12 protein-coding genes are annotated in these 12,653 nt (G+C 38.4%); 1 reads left to right on the forward strand and 11 read right to left on the reverse strand.

Annotation, left to right across the window (positions count from 1 at the left end; all coding sequences use genetic code 11):
- Window positions 1-21 precede the first annotated feature (21 nt).
- Window positions 22-804: a response regulator gene (locus tag PHE88_02685; GenBank protein ID MDD5686724.1), complete on the reverse strand. Its 783-nt coding sequence runs from the start codon at window positions 802-804 to the stop codon at window positions 22-24.
- Window positions 805-974: 170 nt separating this feature from the next.
- Here PHE88_02685 and PHE88_02690 point away from each other — a divergent pair, with 170 nt between their 5' ends.
- Window positions 975-1,664: a response regulator transcription factor gene (locus PHE88_02690; GenBank protein ID MDD5686725.1), complete on the forward strand. Its 690-nt coding sequence runs from the start codon at window positions 975-977 to the stop codon at window positions 1,662-1,664.
- A gap of 8 nt (window positions 1,665-1,672) precedes the next feature.
- Here PHE88_02690 and PHE88_02695 read toward each other — a convergent pair whose 3' ends face one another.
- From PHE88_02695 to PHE88_02740, 10 genes are all read right to left on the reverse strand, one after another.
- Window positions 1,673-2,293 carry a lipoate--protein ligase family protein gene (locus PHE88_02695; GenBank protein ID MDD5686726.1) on the reverse strand — a complete coding sequence of 207 codons (621 nt, stop codon included), beginning with the start codon at window positions 2,291-2,293 and terminating at the stop codon, window positions 1,673-1,675.
- The gene (gcvPB, locus tag PHE88_02700) at window positions 2,284-3,732 is read right to left on the reverse strand and encodes an aminomethyl-transferring glycine dehydrogenase subunit GcvPB (protein MDD5686727.1); all 1,449 of its coding nucleotides are present in this window, start codon (window positions 3,730-3,732) and stop codon (window positions 2,284-2,286) included. Before gcvPB ends, PHE88_02695 begins: the two co-directional genes overlap by 10 nt.
- Window positions 3,733-3,952: 220 nt before the next feature.
- Window positions 3,953-5,284, reverse strand: a complete 1,332-nt coding sequence (gene gcvPA, locus PHE88_02705) for an aminomethyl-transferring glycine dehydrogenase subunit GcvPA (protein ID MDD5686728.1) — start codon at window positions 5,282-5,284, stop codon at window positions 3,953-3,955.
- Between the two features lie 3 nt (window positions 5,285-5,287).
- Window positions 5,288-5,671, reverse strand: a complete 384-nt coding sequence (gene gcvH, locus PHE88_02710) for a glycine cleavage system protein GcvH (GenBank protein ID MDD5686729.1) — start codon at window positions 5,669-5,671, stop codon at window positions 5,288-5,290.
- A 201-nt stretch (window positions 5,672-5,872) separates the two neighbouring features.
- The gene (gcvT, locus tag PHE88_02715; protein ID MDD5686730.1) at window positions 5,873-8,512 is read right to left on the reverse strand and encodes a glycine cleavage system aminomethyltransferase GcvT; all 2,640 of its coding nucleotides are present in this window, start codon (window positions 8,510-8,512) and stop codon (window positions 5,873-5,875) included.
- A 97-nt stretch (window positions 8,513-8,609) separates the two neighbouring features.
- Window positions 8,610-9,467: a lipoyl synthase gene (gene lipA, locus PHE88_02720; GenBank protein ID MDD5686731.1), complete on the reverse strand. Its 858-nt coding sequence runs from the start codon at window positions 9,465-9,467 to the stop codon at window positions 8,610-8,612.
- A gap of 88 nt (window positions 9,468-9,555) precedes the next feature.
- Window positions 9,556-10,215: a lipoyl(octanoyl) transferase LipB gene (lipB, locus tag PHE88_02725; GenBank protein ID MDD5686732.1), complete on the reverse strand. Its 660-nt coding sequence runs from the start codon at window positions 10,213-10,215 to the stop codon at window positions 9,556-9,558.
- Between the two features lie 7 nt (window positions 10,216-10,222).
- Window positions 10,223-10,600 (reverse strand): NYN domain-containing protein, encoded by a 378-nt coding sequence (locus PHE88_02730; GenBank protein MDD5686733.1) that lies wholly within the window; start codon window positions 10,598-10,600, stop codon window positions 10,223-10,225.
- Window positions 10,601-10,637: 37 nt separating this feature from the next.
- A complete protein-coding gene (lpdA, locus tag PHE88_02735; GenBank protein ID MDD5686734.1) occupies window positions 10,638-12,008 on the reverse strand; it encodes a dihydrolipoyl dehydrogenase in 1,371 nt (456 codons plus the stop codon).
- Between the two features lie 263 nt (window positions 12,009-12,271).
- The gene (locus PHE88_02740) at window positions 12,272-12,532 is read right to left on the reverse strand and encodes a biotin attachment protein (protein MDD5686735.1); all 261 of its coding nucleotides are present in this window, start codon (window positions 12,530-12,532) and stop codon (window positions 12,272-12,274) included.
- Window positions 12,533-12,653 lie beyond the last annotated feature (121 nt).

The following is a 12,653-nucleotide window of genomic DNA, read 5'->3' on the forward strand; positions in this document are numbered from 1 at the left end:
CATATCGGCAGGCACTACTTATTATGCTTTTTCAACAGCCTGATTATTATATACGGTCAATTTCTCTATTTTTCCTAATAAATCTTTGATTTCAAACGGCTTAGTTACATATTCGTCAGCTTTAAGAAAAACTGTTCCGATATATTTATCCCTGTATTCTTTTTTAGCCGTAAGCATTATAACCGGAATATTGGCAGTAACCGGATTTCTCTTTAACATGGAACAGACTTCATATCCTGTTTTTTTAGGCATAACTAAATCCAATATCACAAGGTCAGGTCTTTCTAATTCTATCATTTCCAAACCTTCCTCTCCATTTGAGGCATACGTAGCTTTGTATTTTTCCAAAGGTAAATTCGCTTTGATTATTTTTTCAACATTAGGGTCATCATCTATTATCATAATTTTTTTCTGTTCGATTATTGCCTTACCACTCAACAATTCAGTAACTTTATCAACTAAATATCTCACATCAAACGGCTTAGTAATATATGCGTCAACGCCGATTTTATCAGAAATACCCCTGTCTAATTTTTTGTCCCTACCTGTAAGCACAATAATCTTAGGTGCCGGAAAAGTATAAAGCCCGTCTTCAAATATCACATCCCAGCAAAAATGATAACCGTCCATCCCGGGCATTACTATATCAACAATAAGCAAATCGGGTTTTATTGCCTCGAATTTTTGCAACCCCTCATTACCATTAGATGCAACATATACTTCATAACCGGATTTTTCAAGGTTAACTTTTAACAGTCTTTGTATATTCTCATCATCATCAACAACCAAAATCTTTCTGCTCATAAAACAAATCCTCCTTCCCCTGCCTGCACAACCTAATTAAAAGCACTTAACCTTTTCTTTCTACTATAAGTATAACATCGCAGTGCAACTTTGGCAAGTATTTGATTGCAACTTTTATGCAACATAAAAAAGTTGATAAATTAGATAAAATATTGTAAAATCTTTTTGTTATGTATAGACCGAAAATACTATTGATTGAGGACGACAAGAATATAAAAACCCTATTAGAAATAAATCTGGAAGGCAGGAAATATAACGTTCATACTGCTGAAAGTTTAGCAAAAGCCAGGGAAGAGCTTAACGGATTTACACCTGATATAATGATTCTTGACAGAAAGCTGCCTGACGGCGACGGCATAGATTTCTGCAGGGAAATCCGTTCATACGAAAAAACAAAACACATTCCCATACTTTTCCTTACAGCTATGTCCAAGATGTCTGACAAGCTTTTAGGACTTAGAATCGGCGGCGACGATTATTTAACAAAACCTTTTGATATTGAAGAACTAGTCGCCCGAGTAGAAGCAATATTCCGCAGGTTAAGAAAAACAGAAGAAACATTACCCAAGATACTTAAAACCAAAGGAATCGAGCTTAATCTTAACAGCCACGAATGTTTTGTTAAAAATACTAAAATAAAACTCTGGCCGAAAGAATTTGAAACATTAAAAATATTTCTTGAAAAGAAAAATAAACTTATGACTAAAGATTATTTATCTGAAAACATATGGGGCTGGGAACATTCAACTTATTCCAGAAATATTGATATTACTATACAGAGGTTACGGAAAAAACTCGGCAAACAGGGTAGTGTTATAGAGACTGTCAAAGGTTACGGTTATATATTAAGGGAAGATTAATCTGTTTTTTATTTGAATGACTCACATAAATATTTTTTGAATGTATCTATCTGAGTCAAGTTTATATTAGTTAAAAATTCCCCGTGAGACCGGTTACTGCGGTAATCCGGTTGTTTTTTAGGCTGTTTAAGATATTTTGATATTAAACTGAGGTTGAAATTGTAAAGCAGTGTCCCGTGATGCAAAAAATAATTCCGTTTCCTGATTTGTGCATTTCCCGATATTTTCCTGTCACCAAGCGTTATATCTGAAATCCCCTTTATATCAACATCATTTTTAGTAAGCGTTTTCAAAACATTGCATACTTTTGTAAGAATATAATTGTAAGATTTTCTAACATCAAACAATTCACTGTTACAAGCAAGTATTATAGAATAATTTAAACATCCCGGACCCAAAAGAACCGTCCCGCCGCCTGAATTTCTTTTTACAACAGGGATATTATCCCCCTTACAACTTTCTTCATAAATACTGTCTAGACCGGAATCACGTCCCAGTGAAACAAAAAAAGATTTTGGTTCCCAAAATCTCACAGCTTCTTCCTTATTATTTTGTGAAAGTTTTAAAAGTTCTTCGTCGTATTCAATATTTTTTACAGGATTGTTAAATGTTATATCTATTATATGCACAGTTTAAGTTCTTTCACCGCTTTTACTTCATCCAACCTTCCTACCGGGGTCTTTTGGGGAGCGTCGTGCAGTTCTTTGGGGTTTTCTTCCGCTAACTTTGCTATTTCAATCATCGCTTCTATAAAAGCGTCTATCGTTTCTTTTGATTCGGTTTCTGTCGGTTCTATCATTATCGCTTCTTTAACATTCAAAGGGAAATATATAGTCGGCGGGTGAAAACCTCTGTCTATTAAAGATTTGGCGATGTCCACCGCACTAACCCCTTTTTCCGCCTGTTTTTTTGCCGAAAACACACATTCATGCATGCATGGTTTATCATACGGCAGGTGATAATATTTTTTAAGTTTTTCTTTTATATAATTTGCATTCAAAACAGCGTTTTCGGATACCCTTATCAACCCTTCCTTTCCTAATGTAAGTATGTATGAATATGCTTTTAGTATTACTCCAAAATTACCATAGAACGGCGCAATATATCCTATTGAAGACGGTTTGTCATATTCTAATGAAAATGTGCTGTCGCTCCTTTTAACCACTGCCGATATAGGTAAAAATTTCTTTAGTTTCTCAACTACACCGACAGGACCGGCACCGGGACCGCCGCCGCCGTGCGGGGTTGCGAACGTCTTATGCAGGTTGATGTGAACGATATCAAATCCCACATCTCCGGACCTGCATTTACCAAGTATTGCGTTCAAGTTAGCACCGTCATAATACATAAGCCCGTCTATCTCATGCACTTTGTCCGCAACCTTCTTAATATCTGTTTCAAAAATACCCAAAGTGTTCGGGCAGGTCATCATAACACCTGCCACTTCGTTGTCCAGCTGTTTTTCAAATTCTGTAAAATCTATAGTCCCCTGTTCATTGGTCGGGATTGATACTATTTTATATCCGCCTATAGCGGCGCTTGCCGGATTAGTCCCGTGACTGGAATTCGGCACTATTATTTTTGTCTTTTTATTCCCTTTTGATTTGTGGTACGCCGCTATTATCATTATCCCTGTTAATTCACCATGCGCACCTGCAAACGGCTGCATTGTAAATTCCGCCATACCTGTAATCTCGGAAAGCAGCCTTTCCGTCTCATATATTACCTGTAAAGCTCCCTGGGTCAGCAACCCGCCTCTCCTTAACTGCGGCAATAGCGGGTGTATATCGGAAAATCCCCTGTAAGATGCAACTTCCTCACCCAGTTTCGGATTATATTTCATAGTGCAGGAACCTAACGGGTAGAAATTAGTATCAACGCCGAAATTGTTTCTCGATGCATCAGTAAAATGTCTTACACAATCCAATTCTGAAACTTCGGACAGGTTAGCATCGTTTTTCCTGCATAATTTTTTAGGAATAGCAACATCGGTAGGAACATCCGGCTTGTTAAACCTGATTGCCCTCCTGCCCTTTTTGCTTTTCTCAAAAATTGTTTCGTTATTCATATTAATCCCACTTTTTGTATTTTAGAGATATAAATCTTGCGTAATATTTCAGTATTTCTTAAAATAAGTTTTGAACGATTTAGATGTTTTTAGCTTAAAAAATCGTTAAAAAATTGCTATGTCTGACGAGCAAAGCGAGGAGTTTAGCAATTTTAGATTTTTTAAGCGTTAAAAAAACATCGTCAAGTGAAAAACTAATTTTAATGAATGCCAGTATAACCTATATACTTGCTTCTAACGCTTCCGCAAAACATCCTATTTCTTCTTTTGTCCGCTTTTCAGTAAGCGCTACCAACAGGCACTTTTCCATACCTTTATAATACCTGCCGAGCGGGAACCCTGCAGCAAAACCTTTTTCTATCAGCGTGCTTATTAAATCTGCCGCGTCTTTCGGTAATTCAATCACAAACTCGTTGAAGGTCGGGGTGCTAAATTTTATTTTTAAATTTTTAATCTGCATCAGCCTGTTTTTTGTATATTCTGATTTTGCGAGACATAAATTTGCAGCTTCTTTTATACCCTCTTTGCCTATTAGCGTACAATAAACCAGCGCGCGGATAGCACAAAGCGTTTCATTTGAACATATATTGGATGTAGCTCTTTCTCTCCTTATATGCTGCTCCCTGGTCTGCAAAGTCAGCACGTAACCGCGCCTGCCTTTATTATCAACGGTACTGCCGACAATCCTGCCCGGCATTTCCCTTACATATTTTAATTTTGTCGCTATAACGCCTAAATAAGGACCGCCGAAAGAAAGCGGGATTCCCAGACTCTGCCCTTCAGCTACCGCTATATCCGCACCCATTTCGCCGGGCGTCTTTAATATACCTAGCGATAACGGGTAAAACGACAATATCCCGATACCTTTAAATTTGTGTACCTGCTCAAATATATCGGTATAATCGTCTATACCGCCGAAAAAATTCGGGTTTTGTAAAACAACTGCCGAAACGCTGTCGTTAATTTCAGACAGAATTTTCTTCCTGTCTACAACACCGTCTAAAGCAGGTATTTCTACTAATTCCAAAGAAAGATTGCTTGTATAAGTCCTCAGCATTTTCCTGTATATCGGGTTAACACCCTCATCAACTATAATTTTTTTCCTGCCTGTTATACGGGTTGACATCATCGCAGCTTCGTATAATGCCGTGCCCCCGTCATATAAAGAAGAGTTCGAAACATCCATCTCCGTCAACCGGCATACAGCCGACTGGTATTCAAATATAGAACGCAAAACACCCTGTGACGCCTCCGGCTGATACGGCGTATATGATGTGTAAAACTCGCTCCTGCCGGTTATCGCGTCAACCGCAACAGGTATATAATGGTCATAAAACCCGCCGCCCAAAAAGGATATCAAATGCGTGGAATTTTTCCCAGACAATTCATAGAGATATTTTCTTACTTCAAATTCGGATTTACCTTCCGGGATATTGAAAGATTTCGGTTTTAATTCTTTTGGAATGCATGAAAACAGCTCTTTAATATCTTTTATATTGATAACTTTTAACATCTCTTTCTGGTCGTCTATTGTATTAGAAATATAATCCATATATTATCCTAACGTCTTTAAAAATTCCTCGTATTCTTTTGAACTTAAAAGCTTGTCAAATTCCGCTTGTTTTATATCCTGCAATTTGTAAATCCAGCCTTCACTATAAGCTGACTTATTAATCTTTTCCGGCGCGGATTCAAGCGTTTTATTTATATCACTTACTTTTCCACTCAAAGGACTATATATATTGCTTACTGATTTTATTGATTCCAAGCAACCTACTTCCTGAAACTGAGTGATACTATCCCCTAAATTAGGCAATTTGATAAACGTTATATCGCCAAGCGCATCCTGTGCAAAATCCGTAATGCCTACCGTAGCCTTGTTCCCCTCTAATTTAACCCATTCATGTTCTTTAGTATACTTCAATTCAGCCGGTACCATAAAATCTCCTTTCTAAGACAGTGATGAAGTTGTAGGGTTGTAGGGTTATAGGGTTTTAGGGTTTTAGGGTTTAAACTCTATGAACTCTACGAACTCTATAACTCTACAAACTCTATAACTCTATGAACTCTATGAACTCTACAAACTCTACAAACTCTACAAACTCTATAACTCTACAAACTCTATAACTCTATAACCCTTTTAAATCAGTTTATGCAGCTTTTCTATTATTATATCAAATTCTTTGCCGGAAAAACAGAAATTCACATTAACAAAATTTTTTCTAAACTCTTTAACTTTATCTTTGACCGGTTTACCGCCTACTGTAACATCATATATAAGCTGTGCCACCGTTTTAAAATCTTCTTCTTTCATACCAAACCTTGTCATTTCCGAAACACCTAATCTAATGGAACCTGCAGCAGTAAAACCTTCTTCTTCCAAAGTCGCCTGGTAATTTACTATTATATTATTCTCTTCCAGTTTCTTTGCAAACTCCACGCCTTTTGCATAACCGACATTTATAATAACCTGGTGTGTTTCGGTAAAACTGACTTTCGGGTCACCGATTACGTTCATACCGCAATCCTTAAGCGCCCTGGCAAACGCTTTTGCATTTGACAAAACCTTCTTCTGATATTCGTCTTTAAAATAATTCATTTCGTAAGCCGACATCAGCAACCCCAAAAGCGTCCCGAGATGATGATTACTCACGCTTCCCGGAAACGTCCTCTTTTTTATTGTCTCCCAAAACTCGTAAAGCATATCCTGTTTTTTATAATTTGCACCTATAATCCCTCTTTGTGTACCAAAAAAAGTTTTATGCGTAGAACCGGTAACAATATCAGCGCCTTCTTTAAACGGTTCCTGGAAATGAGGTCCGACAAGTCCCAGCACATGTGCCATATCGTACATAATAATACAATTTAATGAAAGGTCTTTGACAAATTCCCGTATTTCTTTAACCGGCTCCGGGTGAAGAACCATACTTTTACCGAAAATAATAAGTTCAGGTTTATTTTCAGCAATAAGTTCCCTGCATGCAGGAACATCTATCTTATACGGGTTCTCTGCAAGTACCGGAAAATTTACAACTGCCGGTTTTTCCGTCCTCGGATCGCTTGCAACAAAATCATGTAACCCGCCCATCGGCTGAGCGCTAAGATGGCCACCTTTAATAATATGGTTGTTCAGGACACTACGCATTCTTCGCTGTTCCGAACCACGGTCCAGCCTGTTAATATAGTCAACCACAGCACTGAACACTACAACATTTGACATCTGTCCGCTGACAGGACGTGTTTCCACCTCGCTACATCCCAAAAAACTGCACATTTCTTTTTGAAGAAGATTCTCTACTTTGCTGATAAAATCCGTGCCCTGGTAATAAAATATTTCTACATCGTAGAAAGCCTTGACAGGTTTATATTCCGCATACCGGAATGCCGGGTCCATAACTGAAAGCAAACGCGTCATCCGGGACTGTGTCTGTTCGGACGGGATAAGATTTATACATTCTTTCTGTCTCCAGATAGTATTTTCTACTGTTTCATCAAGAAGACTTTTCACTTTATCTATATATTTCGTTTTATCAGTTACCGATTTATCTTTTTTCAAAACATAGTCAAATAAAACAGGCCTGGCATACGGCGGTGTCTCTGATTTTAAATGGTACGGCACAATAACTGCTTTTTTCTTTTCACCCCTGATTTCTACATCAAGATTATTACCTTCCTGAAGATTGCTGTCAATTAAAGCAAGACAAATTGAACGCATATCGTTTTCATTTGTAATCTTACTTAAAAGTCCTTCACCTTCAAATTTCCAGTAAGGCACTGTCGTCCCACTGGTTATATACCCGACATGTTTCTCTCCGGAAAAAACTTTACAGCCCGCTCTGGCGACACCTCTTTCAGTAAGTGCTACCGGCATAATTAATCTCGGCAAATCCTTTATTAGCGAGTAATCCCTGTTGATGATTTTCTTTAATGCTTCAAATTGTTTAAGTAAAGCGCTCTTCCCGGTAAAATCACCTTTTAAAGGAGAAAAACTTACCGCAAACCTTGATAATGAACATGCAAAAATAGGTATCTCTTTACCTTCAGAATCAAGCCCCAGCTCGTGACCGTATAGAGGAAGCCCGGCTTCAAGACGCAATGTATCCCTGGCACCTAATCCTACAGAAGTCGCCCCGTTAGCTATTAAAAAATCCCAGATTTTAACAACACTATTTTTATCTATGAAAAGTTCAAAACAAAGCGGCTCGCCGGTATATCCTGTCCTGGCAATCAGCACCTTGACATTATCTATCAAAACAACGCTTAACCGGTTCCTGAACGGTTCCGGAAGTGTACCATAACTTATCACATCATTAAGTATTTTTTTTGATAACGGACCTTGCAGTGAAATCATAGCCAGGTTTTCGGAATCGTCAACCATTTCCACATCGTTAAAATTTTTAATCGCTTCTTTGAAATAGTCCCAGTCTTTCTGCTTGTTACCTGCATTTACGACAAGAATATATTCCTCTTTAAAAAACCGGTAGAGATATGCGTCGTCAATAGCCCCGCCGTTAGAATTAGGTATAATCGTATATTGTGATTGGCCTATATCAAGAGCAGCTGCATTATTGGTAAGTACATGCTGGAGGAACGGAACCGCGTTTTTGCCTTTAAACACAAACCTGCCCATATGCGAAACATCAAAAAGACCGGCTGACTTTCTTGTCGCCAGATGCTCGTCTTTGATGCCTGCATACTGGATAGGCATATTCCAGCCGGCAAATTCCATAAATTTCGCACCCAACTTCTTGTGAACTTCCTTAAGAATAGTTTCTTTCATAAATATTTATCCCTGTTTGAAATGTAGTCGCAACCCCTTGGGTTGCTGCCTCTGTTACAACAACATGCGGCATACCAGGCAGACCAAGGGTCTGCCACTACAACTGATTATCCAACAACTTTTCAGCGTTATATGAACTTCTCACAAATGGACCTGATGCAACTGAATGAAACCCTAATTTATATGCAACCTTTTCGTATTCTTTATATTCTTCAGGAGTAACGTATCTATCTACAGGAACACAATTTTTATCAGGTTTAAGATACTGCCCTATTGTTAGTAAATCACAATTGACTTTCCTGAGGTTTTTCATCACATCAATAACATCTTCGTATTTTTCTCCCAAACCCAGCATTAGTCCCGATTTGGTATAAATGTTTTTGTCCATATTTTTTATTATTTCTAATACATGCAGCGAACGTTCGTACACTGCCTGCGGCCTGATTCTATTATAAAGTGACGGCACCATTTCCACATTATGCCCGATAACTGCCGGCTTTGAATCCACTACTTTTTTTATTGATTTTTCATTCCCCTGGAAATCAGGTATCAGGACTTCTACTTTTATTTTAGGATTTATACTATATATTGCCTCTACAGTATCTGCAAAAAATTGTGCCCCGCCGTCTTCAAGGTCATCACGGGTAACCGAAGTTATTACCGCATACAATAAACCTAATTCCTTAACAGCTTCAGCAATCCGTTCAGGCTCTGCCGGGTCCGTTAATTCAGGTTTCCCTTTTTTTACAGCACAAAACATACAGCTGCGGGTACAGACGTCGCCTAATATCATAAAAGTAGCAGTTCCGCGATTAAAACACTCGTTGATATTCGGGCACACGGCAGACTGGCAAACAGTATTAATTTTTTTCCCTGCAAGACTTTTGCTGACTCTACTGGTTTTATTTTCAGCAGAAACTCTTTTTTTCAGCCAAGAGGGAACAACAGCAACCATATCTTTTCTCCAAATAAGTCACCGACCAAGGTCGGCAACTACATCAACCCTGTAGGTGTCATTCTGGACATCAAAGGATTTTCAACATCTAACATATTTCCTTTGTAGTGGCAGAGCTTGCTCTGCCTGCATTTTCCAAATCAAATACGTTTAAAAAAGAATTTATAATATCAGATTTAACTTTTTTTACATCAATTTTCTTACCTAATAATTTTTCCAAAGAAACCATTTCAACGCCGTTAATACCGCAGGGAACAATTGTATTAAAATAAGACAAATCGGGATTTACATTAAAAGCAAACCCGTGGTAAGTAATCCAATGTTTTACCCCGACACCTAAAGATACTATTTTTTTATTTTCTCCGACCCAAACACCGGTGTAACCTTTACGGCGACCGGCATCTATATCATACTTTTTCAATAATTGAATGAATACTTCTTCCAAATCCCTCAAGTATTTATGTATATCTTTGCCCCGTTCTTTTAAATCAAATATCGGATAACCTACAATCTGGCCCGGACAATGGCAGGTAACGTCTCCTCCGCGGTCTGTTTCTATTATCTCTATTTTTTCACTAAATTCAAGTATATTTTTTTTGGTTCCAAGCTTACCTATTGTGACTACCGGCGGGTGTTCCAAAATAACCAGCGTGTCCGGTATTAGTTTTTTATCTCTTTTCTCAACCAGTTCTTTTTGAATCTTATATGCTTCCTTATATTCAATTAAACCCAAATCCAGTATTTTCATTATAGTATCACTTCTCGAGCAAATCCACTGGCCTCATTAGATTCGATGAATAGGCGCGGGCGTTATTGCGGACGTAATTATCGTCAGACACAACAACTACTGTCCCTTTGTTTGACACTCTCCTGATTGTTTCTATAATTTTCCTGTCACCCTCGCCTGAATCTGAAAATATATGCTCTTTCCTGCGAGGTATATCTAAATCTTTATATTGATTTTGCCCGTCAAAAACAACATATACTTCCGATATACCCCCGTCTCTCTTTTTATATTCGTTTGCAAGCTCAGTAACTGCGTCCCGGGCGTCTTTTAAATCCCTGTCCGCAATTTCCGCCAAATATTCAATCCTATTAATCACATTATAGCCGTCAACAACAAGTATTTTCATAATGTCAAATATCAAGATTTGACCCCAATTTTTCAATTTAGTTCTTTTTTGGCAAATCTATCGCTTGTTTATGTACATCGTGAACTGCTTCAAGTATTGTTTCGCTTAGCGAAGGGTGACCGAAACAAATTCTTTCGAATTCTTTTGTCGTGGATTCCAGTTTAATCGCCATGGCAGGTAAATGGATAAGCTCTGTCGCCTCGTTTCCTATTATATGCACGCCAAGTATCTTATCTGTTTTTTCATCTACAATTACTTTCACTAACCCTTTTGTCTCATTCAATATAACCGCCCTGCCGCTCGCCATTAAAGGAAACTTGCCAACCTTAACTAAATATCCTCTCTTTTTAGCTTCCGCTTCCGTAAGCCCGACACTGCCTATTTCCGGTGAAGAAAAAATACAACTTGGTATGACCCTGTAATCTATCTCTGATTCTTTACCCGTAGCATTTTCAGCAGCGACAATGCCTTCTGCAGACGCCGTGTATGCCAAAAGATATTTTCCTGCAGCATCACCTACCGCATAAACATTTTTAGCACTTGTTTCCATCCTGCTATTAACTTTAATAAATCCCTTCTCAACTTCTATATTAATTTTTTCCAATCCTAACCCGGCGGTATTGGGCTTCCTGCCGATGCAAAGCAAGACCTTGTCAGCATTTATTTCCGATTTTACTCCCGCACTTTCTATTTCCAATTTATTCCCTTCAACTTTCAATACTTTAGAATTTGTTTTAATTTCCACACCTTTACCCGCAAGTATTCTCGTCATCGTTGTTGAAATTTCTTCATCTTCATTTATCAATATTCTCGGCAACATCTCTACTATAGTTACCTTCACACCCAGGCTGTTAAAAAGCGACGCGAATTCAATACCTATAACCCCGCCGCCTATTATAACCAGCGACTGAGGTATTTCCCTGTTAATTAAAATATCTGTACTTGTAAGTATTGTTTTGCCGTCAGGCACAAGACCGGGCAGGACCATAGGTGACGAACCTGTTGCTATTATTATTTTGGACGACTCTATAGTTTTGCCGTTGACTTCCACTTTATTTTGCCCGGTGATTTTAGCTTCACCTTTGATAAATTCAATCTTGTGACTGCGGAACAGTGAGGAAATTCCACCCTGCAATTTCTTTATTATTTTTTCTTTCCTATCTATAACAGCAGGAAAATCTACTTTTGGATTTTCAATATTTATCCCGAATTCTTTCGAGTTTTTTATTTTGCTGAAAAGTTCGGCAGTCGCTATCAGTGTTTTAGTAGGAATACACCCGCAGTTAAGGCAGACACCGCCTACCTCGCCCTTATCCACCACCGCGACTTTTGCACCTAACTGCGCAGCCCGGATTGCCGCCACATACCCCCCGGGACCGGAACCTATAACAATAATATCGTAATCCATATTAATACCACCTTCTAATTAAACTTATGCCGACCAAGGTCGGCAACTACATCAACTTTGTATGTGTCATTCTGACATCAAGAGATTTTAAACTACTAACTTATTACCTTTGTAGTGGCTTTGTAGTGGCAGAGCTTGCTCTGCCTGCTTTTTTAAATTTCTATATGTTAATTTAGGGCGACTCCACCACCAATGCTTCGCATGCCCGTAGTGGTGGGGCGGACATGCAAGGTCGCCCCTACACGGACAACGCAGATATCAAACTATATCTTTTCGTTTTTTGTTTTGGTTATATACGCTATTGTTTTATTTATCGCTATTTTTTTTTCAGTGTTTACCGGGAAAAGTATCTTTCTTAAATAACCGGTTGCGGTCGATTCAACTTCAAACGCCGCCTTGTCTGTGGTGATTTCAAAAAGCGGTTCTCCTTTTTTCACTTTTTCACCTTCTTTTTTCAGCCAGCCGGTTATTATCCCTTCTTCCATTGTCTCGCTAAGTTTCGGCATCAATATTTTTGTAATCATTTTAAAATCCTATAATCGCCCCTCATCTTTCATCTTCTCCCCACAGGGGAGAAGAAATATCACTTTTCATCCTCTACCTGTATGGGAGAGGAAATACCTCTTTTCATCCTCTCCCCTGCGG

This window comes from Elusimicrobiota bacterium, assembly GCA_028718185.1.
Lineage (GTDB): Bacteria > Elusimicrobiota > UBA8919 > UBA8919 > UBA8919 > JAQUMH01.